Consider the following 24590-nt stretch of genomic DNA (forward strand, 5'->3'; position numbering starts at 1 on the left):
ATTCTTCTGCGGCTATTGGGAGCCTGCATTCGCTCTCGACGTCCCGAGGTCCTGAGCCCCTGCGCGGCAGGCAGCGGTCTTTCTTGGCAGCCTACTTGACGCAGTGGTATGAGACGCCGAGATGGCGAATGATCCCGTCGCGCAAGAGGGCCGAGCGTTTGAGGAAGGAGCTGGATGGAGTGCCGCCTGAGCTGCGCAACCACCTGCTCGCCCAGGCCGTCGTCGGGCCGTCAAGGGTGCCCGGGGCATCGGTCGCGCGGATGCTCTCTTCTTTGTTGCTCGATTCAATGGTGCTGATCCTGGTGGTGACCATGGTGATCCGTCTGTCCTGCCAGTTCCAGGTGTGCCACAACGACCCCCTGGGGCCGTGCCTCAACGCCCATACGCGCGCGGCTGCCGAGGTGCTCCTGCTCGGTCATGACGGCTCTTCAGAGTTGGGCGGGGTTGAGGTATCCGCGGTGGCGTCGGGTGGTGGCGGTGCGGGTGCGTAGGCATTGGCTTTCGGGGTTGCGGAAGCCGTAGGTGTCGCGGGCGACGGTCTTGATCACGCGGTTGGTTCCTTCGGAACCGGCGTTGGTGATCCCGGTGGCCAGGAATGCGTAGATGTGCGGCGACCAGGTTTCGATGGTGGGGGCGAGCCGGTGGAGTTCGGCTTTCGATCGAGAGCGGTCTACCCAATGTCGACGGTGGAGCGCTGTCGCAGGGCCGAGCGCTGCCGCAGGACGGAGCGCAGGCCCACGTAGGCGACCGCGCCGGCGGCCAGGTAGAGCGCGGCCTGCACGTTGAGGACGAGTACGACGCTGAGCGCGTCGCCGAGCAGGCCGGCGGCTGCCATGCCCAGCCCCTGTGATGCGTTGTAGATCGCGTAGTAGCCGCCGAAGGCTCGGCCCAGGTCGGTGTCGGGCACGCTTTGTTGGATTTGCGCGAAGGCTCCGCTGTTGTAGGCGATGCCCGGCGCGCCGACCAGGATGAACAGCAGGATGTACCACTCGGGCTGACGGGTGACCGCCGGTCCGTTCCAGATGACGAGGCTGATCAGGGCGAACGTGGTGGCGCCGAGGCTCATCAGCAGCCGGGGACTGAGCCGCGCGCCCAGTATGCCGACAATGAGCCCGCCCGCCACGCCGCCGATCGCCTGCACGCCCCGCAGCACACCGGTGAGCGTGCCGTCAGCGTGCAGCGCGCGGCTGACGAAGACCACGAAGAGCACCACGAACAGGCCCTGCGCGATGCCGCCCAGCGCCACGCTCAGGAACGTCACGCGCACGCTGCGGTTGCGCAGCATCGCCGCGAGGCCGGACCGCCAGGCGGTGAAGAACGACGACGTACGCTCCCGCGTCGCCGACGGGGTGGCGTCGTGGTGCGCGGCCCGGCGGGCGACTGCGATCAGCGCCGCCGCGACCACGAAGGCCACGGCGGCGCCGATCGCCAGGTAACGGGTGCCCTCGCGGGTGATCGCAAACCCGCCGAGCGAGCTGCCGATGAGCCGCCCTACGCTCATATTGAGCGCCACCATGCTGTTAGCGCGCACCAGGTGTGCGGCCTCGACGATGCCTGGCAACGCGGCGTTGCGGGCGGAGTCGAACGTTTGCGTCAGCACCGCCTGGGCCCCGGCGACCAGCGAGATGATCCACAGATGATGCTCAGGTTGACCGAGCAGGGGGATCACCGCCGCAGCCTGCAGCACGGCGACGCAGGTCATGAGCCGGAATCTGTCGAAGCGGTCGGCCAGGGCACCGGCGAACGATCCCAGCGTGATGCCGCACAGCAGCTCGACGAGGAAGACGGCGGAGGTGATGAACGCCGAGCCAGTCACCCCGAACACATAGATCGGCAGCCCGGTGAGCAGCAGCCAACTCGCCATGCTTGAGGAGAGCCCGGCAACCAGGATCAGAACGAATCCACGGTGACGCAGCAGCGTGAACATCTCAGATGAACTCAGGCGTGGGGTATGCCTGCAGACAGAGACTGACCGGCCGGGCTTCCCCGGGGGGCGCGTTGCGCATCGGACGCAGATAGGGCCGGATGACGGCGTCCAGGGTCAGCGTCAGGTGCCGCAGCTCCTCGGGGGTGACCGAGAGCGTGTAGTTGTGGAAGGTCGAACTCTCCCGCCACTCGTCCGTCAGCTTGTGCTGCTGGTGCTGGTAGCGCTGCAGCGCCCGGAAGACCTCCTCAAGCTCGAGCGCGGTCAGCGCCTCGTTGACCTGCTGCCCGTCGACATCACCCGGCTCGGGCAGGAATTCGAACCCGACTGAGGCGGCACGCCAGGGCCGATCACGCCGGTTGGCCCCCTCGGCGGGAACCCGTTCGATGAGGCCGTGACGGCCGAGCTGATGCAGGTGATAGCTGCAGTTCGACCCGGTGTCGCCGAGAGCCTCAGCGCACTGCGCGGCGGTTCTCGGGCCGGCGGCCAGCAGGTAGCGCAGCAGCCGCAGGCGCAGCGGATGCGCGAGAGCGCGCAGTTTGGTCGCGTCCTGCACGCGCACCCGGCGTTCCGGCTCACTCAGCTCCATCGGCACTCCTCAACGAAAGACCTCTTTCGTTTGTACGCCTATAGGACCGTTCTTCGCAATGACTGCTTCGCTTGGGTCCCGCCTCATCGGACTTTCCGAGGAATGAGCAGGGTTCGCGCGGGGAGCCGACTCAGATGGCGGGGCCCGCAGCTCGGTAATGATCATCTGAGTGTCGAGTTCGGATGATCACAGGTGAAGAGCTGCGAGCATGGTCAACGATGCAACCCATCTGTTGGGGCTGGATGGCCTGGTGGTGGAGCGGGTCGAGTTGGACGCCGAGGACATGTGCACCGTTTTCCAAGGCCGCGATCCGGCGGGTCCTGCCGCATGCGCTGCTTGTCGTGGACCACTTCCACATCGTGCAACTGGCTAACCGGGCCGTCACCGAGGTCCGCCGCCGAGTCACCCTGACCCAGCGCGGACGCCGTGGCCGCGGCATCGACCCGGAATGGCGGATGCGTAACCGGCTAACCTGCTCGGCTGCGCGCGTGCCCGGCAAGCACGTCGACCGCCTGGTCGACACCCTTGAGGCACTGCCCGCCACGATCGGCGCCCCGATCCTCGCCGCGTGGAACGCCAAGGAAGACCTGCTCGACCTGCTCGTGACCGCCCGCACCCAACCCGACCGGGAACACGTCCACCGATTACTACGTCGCTTCTACACCTGCTGCGCCGCCAGCGACCTCCCCGAGCTGCACCGGCTCGCCACCACCATCGAAACCTGATGGCCGCAGATCCACGCATTCCTGCGTACCGGGATCACCAACTCCGGGATCGGAAGGCACCAACCGCGTCATCAAGACCGTCGCCCGCGACGCCTACGGCTTCCGCAACCCGGAAAACCAACGCCTACGCACCCGCACCGCCACCAACCGACGCCACCGCGGACACCTCAACCCCGCTTAATTCGAAGAGCCGTCATGACGCTCGTAGGACGAACCAGGAGTGCCCCGGCCAGGCCGACGAGCGGGGCGTCCGGTATACCGATGCGTCACCAGGTCCCGGGACCGGACAGCCGGCTGGCAGCGAAGTGGACGCTCCTATTTCTTGCGAATGGTCGCGGTGAACCGATCGTGCCCGGGTGAGTAGATGACCAAGGTGTGCTCCGGGCTGTTCTCCGGTGTCAGGCGCACCGGCTTCCCGAGCTGGCGTCCGAGGCTGCGCATGAAGCAGCACAAGAGGTCCAGCTGGTTCTGGCCCTGTAGCTCCGTGCGGTCGAAGTCGAACTCGACCTCGTCCTCGCTGAAGAAGTGGGTGTTGACCATCAACTGGGGTGCCGGCCAGATGTGCATGGTGACGGCCGCCTCGCAGCGGTGGGCGAAGATGTCGGCGGCCCGCTGGGGTAGTGGCAGGGACTGGCCTTCGACCGTGTAGTCGAACCGCCATCCCTGGGACCTCACGAGGTCGATCACCCGCTGCCAGTCGGTCTCGTCTGCGTCGAGCACGTAGGCGTCGAGCAAGGAGCCGTCGGGCTCGAACCATTCGGCGACATCGTTCCAGGTCAGATCGTGCACCTGGACATGATCGTCTTTACCGAGGCTTCAGCCACGCTCGAGCCGGGTGGCCGGGCGAGAGCAGTCGGTAGGCGTCTCGGGCGGTGTAGCGCCTCAGGCAGCGCATGATCACAGTCCGGACGAAGATCGGGCCTGGCGTGTCCGCCGATCCGGTAACACAGCAGCGCGGGGTTCGAATCCCTTCGGGCGCCATCTCCCCAGGTGAGCCGGGTCTCGGCTCCAAGATCAAGCCTTTCCTTTTCGGTGGACCTCGTGCCGTGCCCGTGCGTCCACGCCCGCCGCGTCCTCGTGAACCAGGCGACCCCGGCACACGGCCAGTCGCGCACCCGCGCCGACTCCGGCGGACCCGCGCCCTCCTCGCCGTACCGCGCGTCGTGCTCCACCACCGGATCCGTCACGGGATCAGCCATGCCGACCGACCCTGGTGATGAGTTGTCGCGCCCGCAGCCGTCACACCTACGACGGGACACGACGAGGCGGAAGGATGACGTGATGAGTGCGGACACGCGGCTGGAGGAGCTGGGCGTGAGCGGGCTGGGCGAGATCGACGAGCCGGCGTTCTCGGGGCTGGCGGAGCGGCACCGGCGGGAGCTGCATGTGCACTGCTACCGGATGCTGGGGTCGTTCGAGGACGCCGAGGACACCGTGCAGGAGACGTTCCTCCGTGCCTGGCGGCGGCGGGAGACCTTCGAGGGGCGGTCGACGTTCCGGGCCTGGCTGTACCGGATCGCCACCAACGCCTGCCTGGACCTGCTCGCCAAGTGCCGCCCGGAGCCCGCGACCGGCGGCGAGGTGCTGTGGCTGCAGCCCTACCCGGACCGGCTGCTCGACGAGCTGCGCGCGGGCGACGCGGACGAGCCGGAGACCGTCGCCGTCGCGCGGGAGACGATCGAGCTGGCGTACCTGGTCGCGGTCCAGCACCTCGCGCCGCGCCCGCGGGCCGTGCTGATCCTGCGGGACGTGCTCGGCTGGCCGGCGAAGGAGGTCGCGGAGCTCCTCGGGGACTCCGTCAACTCCGTGAACAGCGCGCTGCAGCGGGCCCGCGCCGGTATGCGGGAGCACCTGCCCGCCGAGCGGCAGGACTGGACCGGCGGCGCGGAGGACGCCGGGACGCGCGAGCTGGTGCGCCGCTATACCGACGCCAGCGTGGCCACGGACATCGACGTCCTCGCTGGCATGTTGCGGGACGACGTCCGCTGCTCGATGCCGCCCACGCCGGGCCGGTACGTCGGCCGCGACGCGGTGGTGAACAGCTGGGTCGAGGATGGATTCGAGGGCATGAAGGGCCTGCGGGGGGTCCCCACCTCCGTGAACCGGCAGCCCGCCGTCGCCTTCTACCACTGGCGGAAGCGGGAGGGCGCGTACCTGCCGCTGACGATCGACGTCCTGCGCATCAGCGGCGGGGCGATCACCGAGATCGTCACCTTCCACGACGACCAGTTCCTGCGGCTCGGCCTGCCGGAGCGCCTGCCTGCGGACGGCACGGAGTAGTCCCGGTGCGGACGCTCGCGCTGCGCGGCGGCGCGCGGGTCGCGGTGATCGCGGCCCAGTGGTGCGACGCGTTCGGCGTCGTCACCCGCGGGCGGGTGCAGCTGGAGCTGCGCGACGGCGAGCCCGGGCCGGTCCTCGGACGCGACGCCGGGTTCTGGCACCGCGCACTGGCGTCCGGGCACTGCGGAATCCCGGCCGTCGCACGGCGCGGGTGCGCATCGTCATACCCGGGGCCAGGACCGTCAAATGCCAGTCGACACACCCCTACGCCAGTTGCCGATCGATGGAGGATGACATGAACAGCAGAAATGACACCGGGGTCGTCGCAGAGCCGGCATCGGGCCGGCCCAGCCACACCCACCGGCTCCGCGGGCTCGCCGGCACCGGCTTCATTGCCACGCTCGCGGCGATGGTGGCCACCACCGTCGCCGCCGCCCTTGCCCGGGCCGCTGGCGTCGACTTCGAGGTTCCCGATGGTGGTGGTGAGACCATCCCGTTGGCCGGGTTCGCCGTGGTGACCGGCTTCTTCTCGGTCGTGGGCATCGCGATCGCCGTCGCTCTTCTTCGTTGGAGCGCCCGCCCCGCGGAGCGATTCGTGTGGACGGCACTGTCGCTGACCGCGGTCTCGTTGATCCCGCCCCTCCTCGCCGGGGCGAACACCGCCACCGCCACCGCCCTCCTCGGGCTGCACCTCCTCCCTACGGCGGTGATGATCCCCACCCTGGCGCGGAGCCTCCGCACCCGGACCGATTGACGATCCCGCGACGGAACAACGGCGCGACGTCCGGCTCGAGCCGCGCCAGGCCGCGCTCGCCGCCGAGCCCTGGCACCTGCGCCTGCGAGAGGCGGCCACGCCGTAGGGGAGGGCGCCCCCGATCCAGACGACGTGAAGATCAGCGACGGGCACTGAAGCGGCGGCGATCCCGGGGAGGATCGCGACGACCGGCCCGGCCACACCACGACGCGGCCCGTGCACACCGTTGAGGTTCGGTGGTCACCGGTGCGGGTCGGGGGCGGATCTTCCCGGCCGAGGCTGCTCGGCCACGTGCGACCGATCGGCCAGGATGGTCCGCAGCAGGGCCAGCAGCTCGGCCCGGTTGGCGCAGTCGAGCCGGGCGCGCATCCGCGCGACGTGGTGCTCCACGGTCTTGGCCGAGATGAAGAGCCGGTCGCCGATCTCCCGGTAGGTCAGGCCGGCCAGCACCAGCTCGGCCACCTGCCGCTCCCGGTCGCTGAGCCGGGGCGGGGCAGGGCGGGTGGCGGTGTCGGCGGGCCGCTGCCCGTCCCCGGCTCCCGCCGGTCGGCCGTGCAGCGTCCGGGCACAGTCCAGCAGCATCGTCATCGCGCGGCGGTCGGCGGTGCGGATCGCCGCCTGCCCGGCGAGCCGGGCGCCGTCCCAGCCGAACCCGATGTCGTGCAGCCCACGGGCGGCGGCTTCCACCCGGACCGGGTCGACGACGCCGCGGAGCACCTCGACCCAGCTGGCGGCGGCGGCGGCGACCACGGCGGCGTACCGGTTGTGGTCGGCGGCGGCGAGCACGGCGGCCACGTGGTCGTCGGCGGCCGCCGGCTGCTCGGTGAGGATCGCCGCGTGCAGCCCGCTCCAGTGCAGTGGCACGCTCCACAGCGGTGGGTCACCGAGTCGGGCCAGCAGCGACTGTGCCTCCCGCAGGTACGGCTCCAGCCGGTTGAGGTCACCCAGTCGGGCGCCCGCGATGGCCAACTCGCCCAGCGGCAGCAGCGTGAACAGATCGACGGGGTGGCGGACGACGGCCTCCAGCGCGTGCCCCCATCCGCGCTGCAGCGCCCCGATGTCGCTGTTGCGTCGGGCGATTCCCAGCTCGAGCGCGCAGGCGAAGAGCAGGTCCCGCGACTCGAGCGGCCCGCCGCCGGCCACCGTCGCCAGTTGGCTGGCTGCGATGTCGGTGTGGCCCCGGACCATCGCGATCCAGGCCCGTAACAGCGTGTGGCGGGCGGCCATCAGGGGACCGCCCGTGCCGCTGGCCGTGGCCCGGTCGAGCACCCGCTCGGCGATGTCCAGCTCGCCGCAGTGCAGCCCGGTCAACGCGGCGAGCGCGGCCGGGCTGTCCGGCAGGAGCACGGACCGGCCGGCCGGTTCCAGCAGCGCGGCCGCCTGCACGAGGGTGGAGAGCGCGGCGGTCGGTGGGCCGGTGAGGCTGTCGCGTACCCCGGCCGCCATCAGCCGGGCGGCGCTGGCGTGCAGGGTGGGTGGCCCATCGGCGCGCTCGTCCCCGGGCGGGTCCGCCACGTCGGCCGGGCGTCCGGCGGCGAGCGTGCCGACGGCGGCGAAGGCCCGCGCCGAGGTGATGCCCGACCACCGGTACAGCTCGACGCTGCGATCGACCTGACCGCGGTGCGCCAGCGCCGTCGCGGCGACCGTCGCCGCCTCCGCCCGGTCGGCCGGGGCGGCGGTGGTCAGTAGCCGGTCCGCCAGCCGCAGGGCGGTGTCCAGGTCGCCGGCGAGGGCCGCGGCGACGGCCTGCCGGGTGGCGGCGGGTCGACCGGCGGCGGTGGCCGCTGCGAACAGCTCCGCCGACAGTGCGGGTTCGCCGGCCAGTGCCTCCTCAGCCGCGGCCTCCAGCGCGGTCGCCGGGCAGTCGACGGCCACTCCGGCCGCGAGCATCGAGCGGACCAGGGGGAGCAGCGGCCCTCCACCGGCGAGCTGCAGTTCGGTGAGCCGGCGCCACACCGCGGTGCGGTCGACGGCCGGGCTCAGCGTGGTGACCGCCTGCCGGACGATCGGGGCGAGTCGGCCGTCCGCGCCGAGCAGCCCGGCCGCCCGGGTGGCGGCGATCAGCTCGTCCACCTCACCCTGCTCCCGCTCGAGCAACGCCCCGAGCAGGTCGACCGGGAGCGGTACGCCGGCGGCGAGGGCCAGCAGGAGCCGCCGGACGTCCGGGGCCAGGTTCTCCAGGTCGGGTCCGAACTGGAGGACGGCCTGCCGGGGCGGCTCGGCCGGCCCGCCCGGCGGGGTCTCCTGCCCGCGCAGGCCGCGGGCCAGCCGCTCGACGTCACGGGGAACGCCGGCGCTCTGGTGGTGCACGAAGTCGACCAGGTCGCGTCGCCGGGCGATCTCCGGATCCGTGCTCAGGTAGGCGGCGGTCTGTTCCCGGTTGAACGGGGTGAGCAGCAGCAGGTGCCCGTCCCGCCGGAACGCCTGGGCGAGGTCGACCAGCGCCGCGGGCCGGGGCCACGGCCGGTAGCCGACGGCGAGGCGGTGCTGGCGGCCGGCCACCAGGCCGCACAGCACTCGGAGCCGGGCCTGGTCGAGCAGGTGGGCGTCGTCGATCACCAGCACGGCGTCCGGGTCGACCGCCTCCGGCCGGTCGGGGGCGCTCTCCAGCACGGTGCTCCCCGCCCGCCGGTAGATCCGGGCCAGTTCCTGGAGGTACGCGCTGCGGCCGTGACCGTCCGGTCCGGTCACCGCCAGCGCGAGCGGCGCGCTCGGATCCCGCTCCACCGTGTGGAGCAGGGCCTGCGGCCCCGGGTCCAGCACCAGCCGGTACGCGGTGACACTGCTCATGCTCATCACGGTCATCCTTCGCGTCCCCGGCTGCGGACCAGCACCAGGCGGGGTGGTTTCGGTAGTTCCAGTGGGGTGATCCGGACCGGGGGGCGCGGTGGTGGTTCGCCGCGCGCCGCGAGGTCGTGGCCGGGTCCCCGCCGCGCGGGGACGGCCGCCGCGGCGGCCCGTCGGCCCGCGCTGCCCGGGGCGGGCCCGGGATCCGGCGCCGGCCGGCTCCGCCGCGGCGAGACCACCTGGCAGGCGGCCAGCGCCGCGCCGGTGGCCGCGGTCAGCTGCGGGTCGGGCTCCACCTCGACCGGCACGGCGAGAGCCGCGGTGAGCAGCTCCACGACCAGAGGGATGCGGGTGGAGCCACCGGTCAGCAGGACCCCGTCGAGCTGCGCCGGTGCCAGCCCGGCGGAGTGCACGGTCCGGGTCAGCAGGTCGACGGTGACCCGCAGGGCCGGCCGGATCATGTCCTCGAGGCGTACCCGGCTCACCGGCACCCGGACCGGCCCGGTCGGCAGGGTCAGCAGCACATCCGTCTCCGTGCCCACGGTCAGTTCGCGCTTGGCCCGCTCGCACTCGGGCAGCAGCCCGCGCAGCGTGGCCTGCGTCTCCCGCGGCCCCAACGCGGCCAGTTCCCGGGACAGCGCGGTACGCACGTGCTCGGCCAGCGCCTCGTCGACGTCGGCCCCGCCCATCCAGTCCAGCCCCTGGGGGACGCCGAAGGTCTCGTACGTGCCGCGCGGGGTACGGCGGACCAGGGCCGCCTCGAAGGTGTTGCCGCCCAGCGCGTAGACGGCCGCCGTGCTGCCCGGGAAGCCGCGCGCCGCGTGACTCTCGGCCACCGTGACCGGGCGGGGCAGCAGCGTCACGTTTCCGAGGCCGAACTGCCGCAGCGCGCCGTGCAGCAGCTCCCGCCGGTGCCGACCCCACCCCGCGGGGTGGCTGAGCACGACGGCCTGCGCAGGCTCGCCCTCCCGTTCCAGGACCCGTTGCACGACCCAGGTCGCGAGCGCCGCGGTCAGCTTCTGCGGCGGGAACGGCTGACCGTCGAGCAACAGGGGCACGTCGTCGCCGACCCGGCGGAGGAACCCGCGTGCGGTCCGGCTCCCGTTGCCGTCGGCGGGCTCACCGACCGCGAGCGTCCCGTCGGCTGCCAGGTGCAGCACGGACGGGACGGTCGCCGCCCCGCCGTCCAGCTCGACCACCTCGGGCCGCGCCCAGGTCGCCCCCCGTCGCCGCGCCACGCTGGCCGCGGTGTTGGTGCATCCGATGTCTATTCCCAGGACGTACGGCATTCGCATTCTTCCTTCACCGTGAGTGGCCGGCCGATGGCGACGGTGTCGGCACCATGGGGCGGCCCACCCCCGGCGAACCCCGTGGGCTCCTACTTTCGTACCAGAGATCACTCCGATGTCAGGACCCTAAATGTGGCCGCTCCAGGTCCCTCAATCCCCCTAACGCACGACCCGGCGGGCACCCTAATCCGACGCGGCCGAATGCGGGCCGAGCCCCGATGTCCGTGCCGCACCCCGGCCGTACCGTCATCTCGACGATCACGGTCGCTGAGGCCAACGCCCGAGGAGATACCGGCACATGGACCAGACCCTGCACGACTTCGTGCTCACCCTGCTGACCGACCCCAACGCCAAGTCGGCGTTCGACCTCGACCCGGAGGGCGCCCTTCAGGCCGCCGGGCTCACCGACATCACCGCCGCCGACGTGCAGGACGTGGTCCCGCTGGTCGTCGACTACGCCCCGGTGCACGGGCTCGCGCCGGTGGGCGCGGTGAGCGGACAGCTCGGGCTCGACCCGCTGCTGACCGACGCCACCGACGCGGCCGCCCTGCTGCAGAGCGTGCCGCAGGACATCACCGTCAGCAGCTCCTACTCCGGAGTGGACGTCAAGGCCGGCGCGCTGGGCGCCATCGCCGTCGACCCGACGAACGTCGCCGTCGGGGCGGCGGTGCTGCCCGGGATCGGCCTGGGCGTCGGGCCCAACGGTCTCGACACCGACATCTCCGGGGTGCACGACGTGGCACACACCCTCGACGCCGACGTGGTGGGCGCGGTGGACACCGTGGCTGACCCGGCGGTCGGCGACGTGGCCGGTACGGTCGGCAACCCGGACTACCTGCTCGACGCCACCGACGCCGGCCTGCTCGGCACCCCGGACGCCCTGCTCGACGGCACGCTCCCCGGCACCCAGGGCCAGATCGGCGGGCTCGTCGACTCGCTCGGCGTCAACGACACCGTCGGCTCGCTCGGCGTCGACGACACCCTGGGCTCGCTCGGCGTCCACGACGGCGGCGGCGTGGTCCCGCAGGTCGACGTGTCGTCCACGGTGGGCGGCGTGACGCACCAGGTGGACGGCGCGGTCACCGGCCTCACCGGGACGGTGGGCAACGTGACCGGCGGGGTGAACGACGGCGTCGACGTCCACGCCGAAGCCTCCGCGTCGGCGGGCGGCGGGCTGGGTCTCGGCGACGGTCTGTTCTGATCGGATCGGCAGGGAGAAGCCGGATCGCCGGTCGCGATCCGGCTTCTCCCTGCTCCGGCTCCATCCCGCCACTTGATAATTAATCCGGAATCAGCACACTTGGTGCCGTGATGGCGGGGATCTGGCTGGACGCGCTCGACGGGCTCGCCCGCACGTGCCGCGAACACGGGCGAGCGGACCTGCTGCAGACGGTCCGGCAGAAGCGGGCCCAGCTGCTCGACCCGCAGCTGCGCGTCCTGGTCGTCGGCGAACCGAAGCAGGGCAAGAGCCAGCTCGTCAACGCCATCGTGAACGCGCCGGTGTGTCCGGTCGGTGACGCCCGCACCACCGTCCTGCCGACCGTGGTGCGGCACGCCGAGGTCGCCTCGGCCGCGGTGGTGCAGGCGGCGTCCACCCCCGGGCAGCCGGCCGGCACCGCCGCCCCGGCGACCGTCGAGCGGACCCCGGTACCGCTGGACCAGATCGCGGCCGCGGTGGCCGGCACGCTCGGGCGTCGAGCCGGCGGCGCCCCGGCGTACGTCGAGGTCGGGCTGCCGCGCGCGCTGCTCGGTGGTGGGATCGTGCTGGTGGACACGCCCGGCAACGACGAGGTGGCCGCGCTCGGCGCCGGCGCCCCGGTCGCCGCGTTCCACCGTGCCGACACGGTGCTGCTCGTCACCGACTCGACCCGGGAACTCTCGGTCGCCGAGCTGAACATGCTGCTGCACATCACCCGTTCGCATCCGAACGTGGCCGTGGTGCAGACCAAGACCGACCTGGTGCCGGACTGGCGCACGGTCGCCGAGCGCAACCGGCAGCACCTCGCCGAGGCCGGCGTACCGGCGGCGCTGATCCCGGTCTCGTCGACGCTGCGGCTGCGCGCGGCGACCGCCGACGACCATCGGCTCAACGCCGAGTCGGGCTTCCCGCCGCTGATCGCCCGCCTTCAGGGTGACCTGACCCGCAAAGCCGACGTGCTGGCCCGGGCCTCGGTCGCCATGATCGCCCGCACCGTGGTGGAGCAGCTCGCCGCGCCGCTGCGTGCCGAGTTGGACAGCCAGGAGGCGGCGGAACAGTCCGGCCCGATCTCCCGGCTGCACGCCGCGCAGCGTGAGGTCGACGAGCTGCGCCGCTGCTCCACCCGATGGCAGAACACGCTCGCGGACGAGATGACCGACCTGCTGTCCGACATCGAGTACGACCTGCGCGACCGTACCCGGCAGATCCTGCGGATGGTTGACGAGGCGTTCGACACGGCCGACCCGCTGGTCGCCTGGGACACCTTTCAGGAGTGGCTGCAACGCAGCCTGGTCGACGCCGCGCAGGCCAACCACGAGTGGTTGGCCCAGCGCTGCGACTTCGTTGCCCGGCGGGTCGCCGGCAACTTCGCCCGGTACGGCTACGACGTGCTGCCGCCCTGGTCCATGACGGTGCCGGAGGATCTCGTCGACCGGGTGCCGGAGATCGAACGGCCCACCATCGACCGGTTCACCGCGAGCCAGAAGGTGTTCACCGGCATGAAGGGCTCCTACGGTGGCCTGCTGATGTTCGGCCTGGCCCTGACGCTGGCCGGCATGCCGATGATCAACCCGGTCTCGATCGGCGCGGGCGCGATCTTCGGCGGCAAGAGCATCCGGGACGAGAGCAGGCAGCTGCTGCGGCGCCGCCAGGCAACGGTCAAGACGGCGATCCAGCGGCACGTGGACGACTTCTTCGTCCGCACCACCAGGGACTGCCGGGACACCGCCCGGCAGGTGCAGCGGATGCTGCGGGACCACTTCACCGCGCTGACCGAGGAGTTGCAGGAGGCCATCGTCCAGTCCTTCCGTACCGCGAAGCAGGCCGCCGACACCGACGCGGCCGCCCGCGACCAGCGCCAGCGTGAGATCCGGCTGAAGATGAGCCGGTTGGCCGCGGTCTACGAGCAGGCCCAGCAGTTGACCGCCGCCCGGCCCGCCCCGGCGCCGCTGGAGCCCCGGGCATGACGGTCGGCCTGCGGCTGGACGAGGCGGTGTGGGGACTGCTGCACCAGGCCCTCCAGCTCTACCGGGACAACCCCGGGGCGACCCGTCGCCTCCGGCAGCAGGTGGCCCGGCTGGAGCAACCGCTGCGGGTCGCGATCGTCGGCCCGTGGCGGTCCGGCAAGTCGACCCTGCTCAACGCGATCATGGGCGAGGAGGTCGCGCCGGTCGACGGCCCGGACGGCAGTGGCATCTTCACCTGGTACGAGGACGGCCCGCAGCCGCGCGCCACCGCCTACTCGACCAGCCAACCCCCGCAGGAGTTGGCGGTGCTCAGGTCGGCCACCGGCATGCGGGTGGACCTCGTCGGCTGGCGGGCGGGCGAGCTGCGCGACATCGCGGTGCAGTGGCCGACCCGCGCGCTGCGGCAGGTGACCCTGGTCGACACGCCCGCGATCAACGGCGTCGACGAGCACGGCCGGGCACCGGTGATGGACCGGGTGCTGCGCGACGCGGACGCGGTGCTGTACCTGACTCGCGACGCTCGCGGCAGCGACCTGCGGGTGCTGGAGTCCAGCCGGGACAGTCAGGTCGGGCAGGCCGCCCCGGTGAATGTGATCCTGGTGCTGGCCCGGGCCGACGAGACCGGCGGCGGACGGATCGACGCGCTGCTCACCGCCCGCCAGCTCGCCCGACAGCAGTACCGCGACCCCCGGGTGAGCGCGCTCTGCGTGACCACGGTGGCGTGCAGTGGACTACTCGGCCTGGCCGGTCGGGTGCTCAGCGAGTCGGACTTCGCCGTGCTCGCGCAGTTGGCCCGGGTGTCCCGGGAGGAACTGGAGGCGCACCTGCTCTCCGCCGACCGTTTCGTCCGCGGTGAGCTGCCGGTACCGCTGGCGGCCGAGGTGCGCGCCGCGCTGGTGGACCGGCTCGGCCTCATCGGGGTCCGGCTGGCCGCCACCCTCGTGCGCACCGGCTGCGACAGCCGGGGCAAGCTCGCCGCCGAACTCATTCGCCGTAGCGGCCTGACCGAGCTGCGCGAGTCGATGAACCGCTTCTTCGTCGACCGACGGGAGACCCTCAAGGCCCGCGCGGCACTGGCCGCGGTGGAGGCGCTACTGAGGGCCGAACCCGTTCCGGGCGGCGGCGAGCTGCTCAGCGGCATGGAGCAGATCCTCGCCGGCGCCCACGAGTTCCGGGAGCTGCGCCTGCTGGCGGCGTTGCGGGCCAGCAGGCTGGGATTCGACGCCGAACTGGCCGCGGAGGCGCGGCGCCTGGCCGGCGGTGACGGGGTCGGCCTGGCCGACCGACTCGGCGCTGAGCACGACGCGAGCGTGCAGCGGCTCTGGGAACTCGCCTCCGAGGCGCAGTGGCGGTGGCTGAACCGCGCGGAGGACCCGCTGCTCCGGCTGGCCCAGCGGCGCGGCGCGCAGGTCGTCGTCCGCAGTTGCGAGGGGATGCTGGCCGAGCTGGCGGCGGGCGGCCGGTGAGCTGTCCCGCCACCTGACGCCGCGAGCCCGGGGTGTACGTCGGCGGGTGCCTCCGCGTCGACTGTCACCGCCGGAGGTCGCTCGGTCCCGGCGGTCAGGGGCGCGCCGGGTAGTGAAGCGCGGTGAGCAACTGACTGTGCAGGTTGGCGTTGGAGTACAGGCCACCGCCTTGATCGCCGGCATGTCCTCCGGTGCGATCGGTGAAACGGCCGCCCGCTTCCTCGACGAGAAGAATCCACGGCGCGTGATCCCAGATGTGGTAGCGCTCGACCAGGAAGGCATCGATTTCGCCACGAACAAGCTCGACGAGCGGGAGGGGGCTTGCCGGTGCGCGGGCCACACCCGGTGGGAGACGGGCTCTGGACGCGTCGTCCAGAGCGTCGAGCTGAGCATCGGCCAACATCGAAGTGGTGCTGACGTGAAGGCGCTTCGGCTCGCCCTGCTCGCGCGGCCACGACGACTCGAAGGAACCGCCGCCTCGGGTCGCCCACCAGCAGCGGCGCAGCGCAGGGGCGGTGACGATCGCGAGCTCAGTGCTCCCGGCAACCTCCAGCGCGAGGTGAACTCGCCAGTTCGGGTCACGCCGACTGAAGAACGACGTGCCGTCGATCGGATCGATGATCCAGACCCGGTCGGAGTCACCGAGTTGACCAAGTTCCTCGCCGAGGAGCGCATCTTCTGGCCTCGCCGCGGACAACGTCTCGCGAAGCAGTCGCTCGACTGCCCGGTCGGCTTCCGTGACTGGTGTGCCGTCGGCCTTCAGGGTTGCCGAGACGCCGGACTCGAAGTGAGCGAGCGCGAGGTCCGCCGCCAGATCCGACGTGTCGAACGCGAGTTGTAGATCATCAGCGCTGTTCACCACCGACGACGCTATCAGCCCAGGCCGCCCGCCCCCAATGTGCCGTTGGAGGAGAGCGCAGACGTTGCGGCATCAGCTCGACAGCGAGGGACCAGATCGGGTGTGCTCCGCACGAATCACCGCAGCGGTCGCCGCCGATCGAGGGACTGTTCTGCGCGCTCCCTCAGTTCCATGGTTCGAGGTGAGGGTTCTCGCCGAGCATTCCCGCGCTTTGCCGGCACAGATCCTCGCCGAACATCTGGTTGCCGCGGGAATCGTGCCCCAGGCTCCGTCGGCGCACGCCGCGATGGCCCGGTACGTCGGCCCGCCCTCGCCGGACCTGCCGCCCGATCTCCGTGGTCAGGCGCAGTCCCCGCCTCCAGCACCCAGGCGATCCCAGGCCGGGAGGGGTGTCGTGGCGCGTCGCCACTTCGCGGGGGAGTTGTCCGTGCAGCGGACAAGAAAAATGGAAAGAGAGCGCGCTCTTCTTTCCATTTTCAGAATATAGCGTACCGGGGGACTTGCCGCAAGACCGGGGTCATGCCGCAGAATCACCGGCCGAGGCCAGGGCCTGCGGAAATGGAAGGCGCGAAATGCGAGTGTTGTTGTCGACGTATGGGTCACGCGGGGACGTCGAACCATTGGTGGGACTCGCGGTGCGGTTGCGGGCGCTCGGTGTGGAGGCACGGGTGTGCGCGCCGCCGGACGAGGAGTTCGCCGAGCGGCTGGCCGGGGTCGGCGTGCCGCTGGTGCCGTTCGGCCCGTCGGCGCGCGCCGTGACGACCGCGACGACGCCGCCGTCGTCGGCGGATCTGCCCCGACGCGCGGCCGAGTTGATCGCCGCCCAGTTCGCCGCCGTCACCGCGGCGGCCGAGGGATGTGACGCGCTGGTGGCGACCGGCTTGATGCCGGCCGCGGCGGGTGCGCGGTCGGTGGCCGAGAGACTGGGCATCCGCTACCTGTACGCGACCTTCCAGCAGCTCACCCTGCCGTCGCCGCACCGCCCGCCGCTGGCGTACGCGGGGCGGCCGTTCCCGCCGGAGGTGACCGACAACCGGGTGCTGTGGGAGTTGGACGCCGAGAGCATCGATGCGCTGTTCGGTGCGGCGCTCAACACCAACCGGGCGTCGATCGGCCTGCCCCCGGTCGACGACGTTCGCGACTACGTCATCGGCGACCGGCCGTGGCTGGCCACGGACCCGATCCTGGACCCGTGGCAGGAGACGCCGGACCTCGACGTCGTGCAGACCGGCACGTGGATGCTGCCCGACAAGCGCCCACTGCCGGCCGAGTTGGTGGCGTTCCTGGACGCCGGCGCACCACCGGTGTACGTGGGCTTCGGCAGCATGCCGATGCGGGCGTCGACCGACGCCGCCCGGTTGGCCGTCGAGGCGATCCGGGCGCAGGGCCGCCGCGTCCTCGTCGGGCGCGGCTGGGCCGACCTGGCCCTGATCGACTCCCGGGACGACTGCTTCGCCGTCGGCGAGGTCAACCAGCAGGCACTGTTCGGTCGGGTGGCCGCCGTCGTGCACCACGGCGGCGCGGGTACGACGACGACGGCCGCCCGGGCCGGTGCGCCTCAGGTGGTGGTACCCCAGATGGCGGACCAGCCGTACTGGGCCGGCCGGGTGGCCGACCTGGGCATCGGCGCGGCACACGACGGCCCGACTCCGACGTTCGGGTCCCTGTCGGCCGCGCTCAGGACGGCCCTGACCCCCGAGACCCGCGCACGAGCGACCGCCATGGCCGGCACGATCCGCACCGACGGAGCGACGGTGGCGGCGCTGCTGCTGATCGAGGCGGTCAGCGCGGACAGGCCGCCGGTGTCGGCGTGAACCAGTCGGCGAGCCATGCCAGCGACCTCAGATCGGAACGGATGAAGTGAACTCTCTCGATCCCCGGTTCTTCGACCTTCCCGACCGCCTTTCCCCCAAGGCCGACCCGGCGCTGATCGCCGGCGACGAGCAGCACTTCGCGGCCATCGCCGAGAGCCTCGAGCAGTTGTCCGTCGACCTGACCGACCGTCTCGACGCCGCGCGCAGGGCACCCGGCGGCAAAGGCCGCCAGGCGGTGGACCGGGACATGGAGGTCCGCCGGCTCACCGCGCGCCTGGGCGTACTACGTCGCTTCGGGGTGGACCTGTGCCTCGGCCGCATGGTCGGCGCGGACAACGCCGAGCCCGTGTACGTCGGACGGCGTGGCCTCACCGACAGCGCGGGGCGTCGGCTGTTGCTCGACTGGCGTTCCCCGGCGGCTGAGCCGTTCTTCGGTGCGACCCACGCCAACCCGATGGGTCTGGCGAGTCGCCGCAGGTATCGCTGGACCCGCGGCCGGATCAGCGACTACTGGGACGAGGTGTTCACCTCGGACGGGTGGGAGGGGCACGCCGCGCTCGACGACCAGTCCGCCTTCATCGCCAGCCTGGGCGGCAGCCGGTCGAACCGGATGCGCGACGTGCTCGGCACCATCCAGGCCGACCAGGACGCCATCATCCGGGCGGGATCGCGCGGCGCTCTCGTCGTCGACGGCGGTCCGGGTACGGGGAAGACCGTCGTCGCCCTGCACCGCACCGCCTACCTCCTCTACGCCGACCCGCGCCTCGGCCACCGCCGGGGCGGCGTGCTGTTCGTCGGCCCGCACCAGCCCTACCTGGCCTACGTCGCCGACGTCCTCCCCAGCCTCGGCGAGGACGACGTGCAGATCTGCACCCTGCGGGACCTCGTCGCGGAGGGAGCCGCGGCAGCGGCCGAGACCGACCCGGAGGTGGCCCGTCTGAAGTCGTCCGCGGACCTGGTGAAGGCGATCGAGGCGGCCGTCAGGTTCTACGAGGAGCCGCCGGCCAAGGGGATGACGGTCACGACCGGCGAGTCCGACATCTGGCTGAGCGCCGACGACTGGGCCGAGGCGTTCGAGGCGGCCGGACCCGGTACCCCACACAACGAGGCGCGCGACGAGATCTGGGAGGAACTGCTGACGATCCTGCTGGAGAAGTACGACGGCGATGAGCCGGAAGACCTGGTCCGCAGGTCGCTGCTGCGCAACAGGGAACTGCGCACGGCCGTCAACCGCGCCTGGCCGCTGCTCGAAGCGACCGACCTCGTCGCAGACCTGTGGTCGGTGCCCGCCTACCTGCGCAGGTGCGCTCCCTGGCTCAGCCCCGACGAGGTTCGCAGGTTGCAGCGGGCGGACGCCCAGGCCTGGACGGTGTCCGACCTGCCGCTGCTGGACGCGGCACGCCAGCGTCTCGGCGACCCGGAGGCGTCAGGGCGCAACCGCCGGCACGACGCCGCTGTCGCCGTCGAGCGGGAGCGCATGGCCACGGTCGTCGACGAGCTGATCGAGGCCCACGCCTATGACGACGGTGAAGGCGTGCTGTCGAGCCTGCGCCAACTGGATCTCCAGGACGCCCTGGTCGACGAGTCCGCGCTGCCCAGCGCCGAGCCGGACCTGCTCGCCGGCCCGTTCGCGCACATCGTCGTGGACGAGGCGCAGGAACTGACCGACGCGGAGTGGCAGATGTTGCTGCTGCGCTGCCCGTCCCGGAGCTTCACCATCGTCGGGGACCGCGCCCAGGCCCGGCACGGGTTCACCGAGTCGTGGCAGGAACGGCTCGGACGGCTCGGGCTCGACCGGATCGAACTGGCCCGCCTGAGCATCAACTACCGGACGCCGATGCAGGTCATGGCGGAGGCCGAGCCGGTCATCCGGGCCGTGCTCCCGGACGCCAACGTGCCGACCTCCATCCGCAGCGGCGACCTCCCCGTCGTACACGGCTCTGCCGCTGATCTGGGCGCGATCCTCGACACCTGGCTCGCCGCGCACGCCGACGGGATCGCCTGCGTCATCGGCGACCCCACGTTCCGGGCGACGTCCCGGGTCCGGTCGTTGACCCCGGAGCTGGCCAAGGGGCTCGAGTTCGACCTGGTCGTCCTCGTCGATCCCGAGGCGTTCGGCGAGGGCATCGAAGGAGCGGTCGACCGCTATGTCGCGATGACCCGGGCGACCCAGCAACTCGTCATCCTCACCAGCTCCTGACAACGCGATCGCAGCCCGACGATCATGAAGACCGGGGATCGGCGTGCTCTGGACGGGAGGGATCACCAGGGGCCCTGGAGCGCTGGCTGGCTGCGCTGCCCCGCCGGTGAGCAACCCGCCGCTGCGGGGGTCACGGCTCCAACATGGACCGGGCCCGGTCGCGGACCTGCCGTACCTGAGCGGCGGTGAGCCGTCGGACGTCCCAGATCAGCTCGGCCACGTCTGCTGCGCCCGGGGCCACCGGTGGGGCGTCGGCCGGCAGCACGACGCCCGTCAGGGCCGCCAGCTCCCCGGCGGGGACGGCCAGCAGGGTCGCCAGGGCCACCAGCCGCTCCGGGGACAACGCGCTGCGGCCGTGGCCGACCTGGCCGATCGTCGCCGCGGACAGGTACAGGGGGGTGAGCGTGGCCAGGCTCTGCACCGAACCCACCCAGTTCAGGTTCCGGTTGTGCAGCATGCGGACGACCATGGCACCGGCGCTCGGCGGGTACCGCGCGTGCGGCTTCGGTGGCGGCACGGGGGTGGTGCGGCGCTGCTGCGGCAGCGAGTGGACGAGGCGGCGCAGCCGGTGTCTCCGCTCGGGCGGCAGGCGGATGGCGTACCCGACCAGCGTGGCGACCATCGCGCCGGCCTCCGCGTCCAGCGGGGCCAGGTCCTCCGGCACCGTTCGCCCGGCGACCACGAACAGGTCGGCGGTGTGCAGGCCGAGCGCGGGTGCCAGCCGGCGGAGCAGCGACGGGCCCGGCGCGGCACCGTCGAGGACCGCCTCGATCTCGCGGTGCGCAACGGCGGCCGCCCGGGACAGGGCGGCGAAGTCCACCTTCCGGTACGTCAGCAGCCGGGTCAACGACACGTGGAAGGGCGGCTGCCCGGTCATGCCACCGGCCCCGGGCGTACGTCGGAGCGGAGCGTCACTGCCAGGTCCTGGCGTGGGCGGCGAAGACGTCCGGGGCGCTCTCCACCGGCAGGACGCAGACCAGGTGCCCACCCGGCGCCCGCAGCACCCGGAGCTCCTGCCACCGGGTGACCTCGGTGGCGCCGAGTGCGAGCAGGCGCGCGGTCTCGGCCTCGACGTCGTCGGTCTCGATGTCGATGTGCATGCGGGGTGCGCCATCGTCGATCGCCTGCACGGCGAGGTCCAGGTCGGGCAGCGCCTCGTGCAGGTTGACGAACTGCGGCTCGGTGGGCAGCGGCCGGGCCGGTGCGCCGAGCGCCGCCGACCAGAAGGCGACCGCCTGGTCGGCCTCGTCGCGGGGCGTGTCGATCAGGATCGCGTACACGCGGCTTCGGTGCATGCGCCGCAGGGTACCGGTCCCGGAACCGACCGTGGGGCGCCCGACGCCGCGCCCGGCTCTCAGGGTCGCTGGTGCGCGGCCGGCAGCGACGCCGGTAGTCCGAACGCGGCGACCTGCGCCGGGTCCAGGAAGGACGTGATCTCCGCGATCCGCTCGCCGCGCAGGGTCAGCACGTCGACCGACCACAGGTCGTGCGGCCCGACCGCCCCGGGTCGCAGGTAGGAGGCGACCGCCACCTGCCCGTTGGCGCTGGTCGGCAGGTGCCGCCAGCTGCCGCAGCGGGCCAGCGGCACCTCGCGGGCGAAGTCGGTGACCGCGGCGATGCCCCGGTACCAGTGTGGAATCGGCGGCATCGACCAGGTGACGTCCTCGGTCAGCAGCGCCACCAGGGCCTCGGCGTCGCCGTTCTCGAAGGCGGTCGTGTACCCGGTGACGATGGCCCGGAGCCGGGCGTCGTCGAGCGCCCGCAGGGTCCGCTGCTGGCTGATCGCGGGCACCCGGTCCGCGACGAGGCGACGCGCCCGGGCCAGCGCCGAGTGCACCGACGCCACCGAGGTGCGCATCACGGCCGCGACCTCGGCGGCGGTGAAGCCGAGCACCTCGACGAGCAGCAACGCCGCCCGCTGGTTGCCGGGCAGGTGTTGCAGCGCGGCGACGAAGGCCAGCTCGACGGCTTCGCGCTGCTCGAACCGTGCCTCCGGGGCGGCCGGACCGCCGGCGAGCCCGGCGTCCGGGTAGGGGCCCAGCCAGGCGACGTCGCCGGCGGGGGCGTTGTCCAGCACGGCGTGCTCGCTGGCCGGGCCGAGGTCGACGGGCAGCGCCCGGCGGCCCCGACCGGCGATCACGTCCAGGCAGGTACGGGTGGCGATCGTGTACAGCCACGAGCGCAGCGAGCTGCGGCCCTCGAAGCGGGGCAGCCCCCGCCAGGCTCGCAGCATCGCCTCCTGGAGGGCGTCGTCGGCGTCGTGGGTGGAGCCCAGCATCCGGTAGCAGTGTGCGTGCAGTTCCCGCCGCAGCGGCGCCACCAGGGCGGTGAACGCGGCGTCGTCACCGGCACGGGCCCGCGCCAGGTCACCTACGATGGCGCTCCGCGACGGGGACGGCTGGCTGCTCGCGAAAAGTGCGCTCACCGCGACGATTCTGCCCCACCACCGCGGTCTCCTTGATGACCGTGCACGCCCCGAACCCGGGAGGACCCGCATGAACAGCACATCCACCGCGCCCGTCACGGTCGGAACCCTGGAGGTTCCGGACGGGCGGCTGCACTACGAGGTACGCGGGCAGGGGCCGCTCGTGGCGCTGGTCGCCGCCCCGATGGACGCGGCGTCGTTCGCGCCGTTGGCCGACCTGATGGCCACCGACCACACCGTGCTCACCACCGATCCGCGCGGCATCAACCGCAGCCGGCTGCACGACCCGCACCGGGACTCCACCCCGCGGCTGCGCGCCGACGACGTCGTCCGGCTCATCGCCCACCTCGACGCCGGCCCGGCCGTCGTCCTGGGCTCCAGCGGCGGCGCGTGCACCGTCCTCGCCCTGGCGCAGGAGCACGCCGAGCGGGTGAACAGGGTGATCGCCCACGAACCGCCGCTGCTGCGGCTGCTCGAGGACCGCGAGGAGCTCATGGCCCGGGAGGAGGACATGATCGCCACGTATCTGGCCGGTGACCGGCTGGGCGCCGGGCGGAAGTTCCTCGCCACCGCGAACATCGAACTGCCGGAGGAGGTCGTCCAGGCGATGTGGGGCGGGGAACCCGAAGCGCAGGTCGCCGCCGACGAGCACTTCCAGTACGCCCACATGATCCGGGGGACCACCGGGTTCCAGCCGGACGTGGCCGCGTTGCGCGACGGCCCGACCCGGGTCGTCGTCGGCATCGGGGAGGAGTCGACCGGCCAGGTCTGCGACCGGGCGTCGCGGGCCCTCGCCGCCGCGCTCGGCGTCGCGCCGGCGATGTTCCCCGGCGGGCACATCGGCTTCGTCGAGGACCCGCAGCGGTTCGCCACCCGGCTCCGGGAGGTCCTCGCCGAGGGCTGACGGCGGCGGCGCCCACCGTGGCCACCCGGTCCGGCCCCGCCGCGCGTGGTGCCGGCGGTGACCGCGGGACGGTCACGCCGACGGCGGCGGGTCCGGCCTGCCGCGCCGGGTGCCGGAAGGTCTCGGTTCGGCGCAGATCGCGCGGTGGGACGTCCTGCGGCGTTGACCCACCCGGACCGCCTCCGCTTCGCTGTGCGCGGGTGATCGACGCCCGGAACGGGGGGAACGGCGATGGAGTCGGCAACGCAGGGACCGGGGTCCGGGCGGGCGCTGGGTCGGGGATGGCTGGGGGTGCTGCTGGCCGGCGTGCTCGTCGGTGTCGCCGCCGCCGGCGGCGTGGGCTGGCGGGCGGCCACCGGAGAGTCCGGGGTGGACAGCGGACCGACCGCCCCCTCCGTAGCGCCACGGGACGTGCTGACCGGTCTGCCGGCCCAGGTGCGGGTGCCGGCCACCCCGGCCGACCTGCCGGCCGACCGGGCGGTCGGTCCCGCCGCCTTCCTGTACCACGTCGAGCGCTCCGGCGGGTCCGACGAGCCGACCGGCACCCTCGCGCAGCGCGACATCCACCTGGTCACCCGCTCCGGCGAGCAGTTCCGCGCCGGACGCACGCCCGCCACCCTCGGCCCGCGGCACCAGTCCCTCTCACCGGACGGGCGGTGGCTGGCCGTCCGCCGGGACGGCCAGTGGTGGCTCCGGGACCTGACCGGCAGCACCGAGCGGACCGTGCCGCCCGGGTACGAGGTCTGGGGGTGGTCGACCGACTCGGGCTCGGTGCTGATCGCCCAGCTGTCCCAGTCGGGCCGGGCCTTCGCGGTCCTCTCCACCGAGGACGGGTCGCTGCGCCGGCTGGACGTGCCGGCGACGCAGCTGACCGACGTGGTCACCCTCGTCGAGGGCCGACATCTCGTGCTGGTCGACCTGGAGCCGTTCACCGAGCGCGGCGCGGGGTCGCCGAAGCTGACCGTCCGGGTGTGGGACATGCAGACCGGCGCCACCCGCGACGTGCCGGTGCTCCGCCCGGGGCAGCTGCGTCCCGGTGAGACGTTCAACTCGTTCGTCCCGCTGCTGACCGGGGGCGGGGTTCCCGCCCGGGTCTGGGTGCAAATCGCCCGCCAGGACGCCTATCCCACCGGCGGGCCCGAAGGGCCGGTGGCGATCCCGGCGAGCGCGCTGGTCGGCGTGGACGTCCGATCCGGTGCGCCGGTGGGACGGGTCGAGCTGGCCGAGCCGAGGAAGGGGGCGGGCGAGGGGTACCTCGGGATCGTCGGCGGTGAGCTCGTCCTGGACCGGACCGCGCGGGGTCGCAGCGAACTGGTCGCCGTCGACCCGGTCAGCGGGGACCGCCGGGTGGTGACGGAGCTGCCGCACCTCGCCCGGGTGCTGGTCCCCGGCGAGCTGTGGTGACCTGA

Annotated in this window: 19 protein-coding genes and 2 pseudogenes; 11 read left to right on the forward strand and 10 right to left on the reverse strand. The window is 72.6% G+C overall.

Annotated elements, in window-relative coordinates; genetic code table 11:
* The first annotated feature begins 128 nt into the window (after positions 1 to 128).
* Entirely contained in the window at positions 129 to 491 is a 363-nt protein-coding gene (locus tag V6U79_RS05040) for a hypothetical protein (protein WP_334613620.1), read from the forward strand.
* Here V6U79_RS05040 and V6U79_RS05045 read toward each other — a convergent pair.
* The 3 genes and pseudogenes from V6U79_RS05045 to V6U79_RS05055 form a co-directional block, all read right to left on the reverse strand.
* Positions 429 to 650, reverse strand: a pseudogene (locus tag V6U79_RS05045) (transposase); the annotation flags it as partial. The gene V6U79_RS05040 and the pseudogene V6U79_RS05045 overlap by 63 nt on opposite strands.
* Before the next feature lie 20 nt (positions 651 to 670).
* The gene (locus V6U79_RS05050) at positions 671 to 1927 is read right to left on the reverse strand and encodes an MFS transporter (protein ID WP_334530399.1); all 1257 of its coding nucleotides are present in this window, start codon (positions 1925 to 1927) and stop codon (positions 671 to 673) included.
* A 1-nt stretch (position 1928) separates the two neighbouring features.
* Positions 1929 to 2513: a winged helix-turn-helix domain-containing protein gene (locus V6U79_RS05055; RefSeq protein ID WP_334613621.1), complete on the reverse strand. Its 585-nt coding sequence runs from the start codon at positions 2511 to 2513 to the stop codon at positions 1929 to 1931.
* A 274-nt stretch (positions 2514 to 2787) separates the two neighbouring features.
* Here V6U79_RS05055 and V6U79_RS05060 point away from each other — a divergent pair.
* Positions 2788 to 3419: pseudogene (locus tag V6U79_RS05060) on the forward strand (ISL3 family transposase); the annotation flags it as partial.
* Positions 3420 to 3553: 134 nt separating this feature from the next.
* Here V6U79_RS05060 and V6U79_RS05070 read toward each other — a convergent pair.
* A complete protein-coding gene (locus V6U79_RS05070) occupies positions 3554 to 4027 on the reverse strand; it encodes a hypothetical protein (protein WP_334530406.1) in 474 nt (157 codons plus the stop codon).
* A 492-nt stretch (positions 4028 to 4519) separates the two neighbouring features.
* Between V6U79_RS05070 and V6U79_RS05075 the strand changes: the two genes are divergently transcribed.
* Together V6U79_RS05075 and V6U79_RS05080 are read left to right on the forward strand one after the other, a co-directional pair.
* Positions 4520 to 5518 (forward strand): RNA polymerase subunit sigma-70, encoded by a 999-nt coding sequence (locus V6U79_RS05075; protein ID WP_334613623.1) that lies wholly within the window; start codon positions 4520 to 4522, stop codon positions 5516 to 5518.
* 295 nt (positions 5519 to 5813) lie between these two features.
* On the forward strand, positions 5814 to 6272 hold the full coding sequence (locus tag V6U79_RS05080) for a DUF6069 family protein (protein ID WP_334613624.1): 459 nt from the start codon (positions 5814 to 5816) through the stop codon (positions 6270 to 6272).
* A gap of 240 nt (positions 6273 to 6512) precedes the next feature.
* On the opposite strand, the gene V6U79_RS05085 is transcribed toward V6U79_RS05080, so the two are convergent.
* Together V6U79_RS05085 and V6U79_RS05090 are read right to left on the reverse strand one after the other, a co-directional pair.
* Positions 6513 to 9068: a helix-turn-helix transcriptional regulator gene (locus tag V6U79_RS05085; protein ID WP_334613625.1), complete on the reverse strand. Its 2556-nt coding sequence runs from the start codon at positions 9066 to 9068 to the stop codon at positions 6513 to 6515.
* A 5-nt stretch (positions 9069 to 9073) separates the two neighbouring features.
* Positions 9074 to 10348 (reverse strand): Hsp70 family protein, encoded by a 1275-nt coding sequence (locus V6U79_RS05090; protein ID WP_334613626.1) that lies wholly within the window; start codon positions 10346 to 10348, stop codon positions 9074 to 9076.
* A 298-nt stretch (positions 10349 to 10646) separates the two neighbouring features.
* On the opposite strand from V6U79_RS05090, the gene V6U79_RS05095 reads away from it, so the two are divergent.
* The 3 genes from V6U79_RS05095 to V6U79_RS05105 all read left to right on the forward strand — a co-directional run bounded on the left by V6U79_RS05095 (position 10647) and on the right by V6U79_RS05105 (position 14979).
* Positions 10647 to 11549 carry an IniB N-terminal domain-containing protein gene (locus V6U79_RS05095; protein WP_334613628.1) on the forward strand — a complete coding sequence of 301 codons (903 nt, stop codon included), beginning with the start codon at positions 10647 to 10649 and terminating at the stop codon, positions 11547 to 11549.
* A 110-nt stretch (positions 11550 to 11659) separates the two neighbouring features.
* Positions 11660 to 13513: a dynamin family protein gene (locus tag V6U79_RS05100; RefSeq protein WP_334613630.1), complete on the forward strand. Its 1854-nt coding sequence runs from the start codon at positions 11660 to 11662 to the stop codon at positions 13511 to 13513.
* Entirely contained in the window at positions 13510 to 14979 is a 1470-nt protein-coding gene (locus V6U79_RS05105) for a dynamin family protein (RefSeq protein ID WP_334613632.1), read from the forward strand. Before V6U79_RS05100 ends, V6U79_RS05105 begins: the two co-directional genes overlap by 4 nt.
* Before the next feature lie 94 nt (positions 14980 to 15073).
* Here V6U79_RS05105 and V6U79_RS05110 read toward each other — a convergent pair whose 3' ends face one another.
* Positions 15074 to 15838 (reverse strand): inositol monophosphatase family protein, encoded by a 765-nt coding sequence (locus tag V6U79_RS05110; protein ID WP_334613635.1) that lies wholly within the window; start codon positions 15836 to 15838, stop codon positions 15074 to 15076.
* 572 nt (positions 15839 to 16410) lie between these two features.
* On the opposite strand from V6U79_RS05110, the gene V6U79_RS05115 reads away from it, so the two are divergent.
* The gene (locus tag V6U79_RS05115) at positions 16411 to 17652 is read left to right on the forward strand and encodes a glycosyltransferase (protein ID WP_334613637.1); all 1242 of its coding nucleotides are present in this window, start codon (positions 16411 to 16413) and stop codon (positions 17650 to 17652) included.
* A 46-nt stretch (positions 17653 to 17698) separates the two neighbouring features.
* Positions 17699 to 19852 (forward strand): RNA polymerase recycling motor ATPase HelR, encoded by a 2154-nt coding sequence (helR, locus tag V6U79_RS05120; RefSeq protein ID WP_334613638.1) that lies wholly within the window; start codon positions 17699 to 17701, stop codon positions 19850 to 19852.
* 130 nt (positions 19853 to 19982) lie between these two features.
* Here the strand turns inward: helR and V6U79_RS05125 are convergent, their stop codons facing one another.
* The 3 genes from V6U79_RS05125 to V6U79_RS05135 are packed head-to-tail and all read right to left on the reverse strand — an operon-like array spanning position 19983 to position 22217.
* Positions 19983 to 20729 (reverse strand): XRE family transcriptional regulator, encoded by a 747-nt coding sequence (locus V6U79_RS05125; RefSeq protein ID WP_334613640.1) that lies wholly within the window; start codon positions 20727 to 20729, stop codon positions 19983 to 19985.
* 34 nt (positions 20730 to 20763) lie between these two features.
* On the reverse strand, positions 20764 to 21147 hold the full coding sequence (locus V6U79_RS05130; RefSeq protein ID WP_334613642.1) for a VOC family protein: 384 nt from the start codon (positions 21145 to 21147) through the stop codon (positions 20764 to 20766).
* A gap of 59 nt (positions 21148 to 21206) precedes the next feature.
* The gene (locus tag V6U79_RS05135) at positions 21207 to 22217 is read right to left on the reverse strand and encodes a sigma-70 family RNA polymerase sigma factor (protein WP_442933747.1); all 1011 of its coding nucleotides are present in this window, start codon (positions 22215 to 22217) and stop codon (positions 21207 to 21209) included.
* 130 nt (positions 22218 to 22347) lie between these two features.
* Between V6U79_RS05135 and V6U79_RS05140 the strand changes: the two genes are divergently transcribed.
* Together V6U79_RS05140 and V6U79_RS05145 are read left to right on the forward strand one after the other, a co-directional pair.
* Entirely contained in the window at positions 22348 to 23181 is an 834-nt protein-coding gene (locus tag V6U79_RS05140) for an alpha/beta fold hydrolase (protein ID WP_334613646.1), read from the forward strand.
* A 231-nt stretch (positions 23182 to 23412) separates the two neighbouring features.
* Complete coding sequence (locus V6U79_RS05145; protein WP_334613648.1) at positions 23413 to 24585, forward strand: hypothetical protein; 1173 nt, start codon at positions 23413 to 23415, stop codon at positions 24583 to 24585.
* The last annotated feature ends 5 nt before the right edge of the window (positions 24586 to 24590 follow it).

It is taken from the genome of Micromonospora psammae, assembly GCF_036902725.1.
Lineage (GTDB): Bacteria > Actinomycetota > Actinomycetes > Mycobacteriales > Micromonosporaceae > Micromonospora.

Bases quoted from the DNA above. Each gene is read 5' to 3' on its own strand.
- V6U79_RS05040 (WP_334613620.1), top strand. From the start codon at position 129: ATGATCCCGTCGCGCAAGAGGGCCGAGCGTTTGAGGAAGGAGCTGGAT.
- V6U79_RS05050 (WP_334530399.1), bottom strand. From the start codon at position 1,927: ATGTTCACGCTGCTGCGTCACCGTGGATTCGTTCTGATCCTGGTTGCC.
- V6U79_RS05075 (WP_334613623.1), top strand. From the start codon at position 4,520: ATGAGTGCGGACACGCGGCTGGAGGAGCTGGGCGTGAGCGGGCTGGGC.
- V6U79_RS05145 (WP_334613648.1), top strand. From the start codon at position 23,413: ATGGAGTCGGCAACGCAGGGACCGGGGTCCGGGCGGGCGCTGGGTCGG.
- V6U79_RS05140 (WP_334613646.1), top strand. From the start codon at position 22,348: ATGAACAGCACATCCACCGCGCCCGTCACGGTCGGAACCCTGGAGGTT.
- V6U79_RS05090 (WP_334613626.1), bottom strand. From the start codon at position 10,348: ATGCCGTACGTCCTGGGAATAGACATCGGATGCACCAACACCGCGGCC.
- V6U79_RS05100 (WP_334613630.1), top strand. From the start codon at position 11,660: ATGGCGGGGATCTGGCTGGACGCGCTCGACGGGCTCGCCCGCACGTGC.
- V6U79_RS05095 (WP_334613628.1), top strand. From the start codon at position 10,647: ATGGACCAGACCCTGCACGACTTCGTGCTCACCCTGCTGACCGACCCC.
- V6U79_RS05105 (WP_334613632.1), top strand. From the start codon at position 13,510: ATGACGGTCGGCCTGCGGCTGGACGAGGCGGTGTGGGGACTGCTGCAC.
- V6U79_RS05125 (WP_334613640.1), bottom strand. From the start codon at position 20,729: ATGACCGGGCAGCCGCCCTTCCACGTGTCGTTGACCCGGCTGCTGACG.
- V6U79_RS05085 (WP_334613625.1), bottom strand. From the start codon at position 9,068: ATGAGCATGAGCAGTGTCACCGCGTACCGGCTGGTGCTGGACCCGGGG.
- V6U79_RS05055 (WP_334613621.1), bottom strand. From the start codon at position 2,513: ATGGAGCTGAGTGAGCCGGAACGCCGGGTGCGCGTGCAGGACGCGACC.
- V6U79_RS05130 (WP_334613642.1), bottom strand. From the start codon at position 21,147: ATGCACCGAAGCCGCGTGTACGCGATCCTGATCGACACGCCCCGCGAC.
- V6U79_RS05115 (WP_334613637.1), top strand. From the start codon at position 16,411: ATGCGAGTGTTGTTGTCGACGTATGGGTCACGCGGGGACGTCGAACCA.
- V6U79_RS05080 (WP_334613624.1), top strand. From the start codon at position 5,814: ATGAACAGCAGAAATGACACCGGGGTCGTCGCAGAGCCGGCATCGGGC.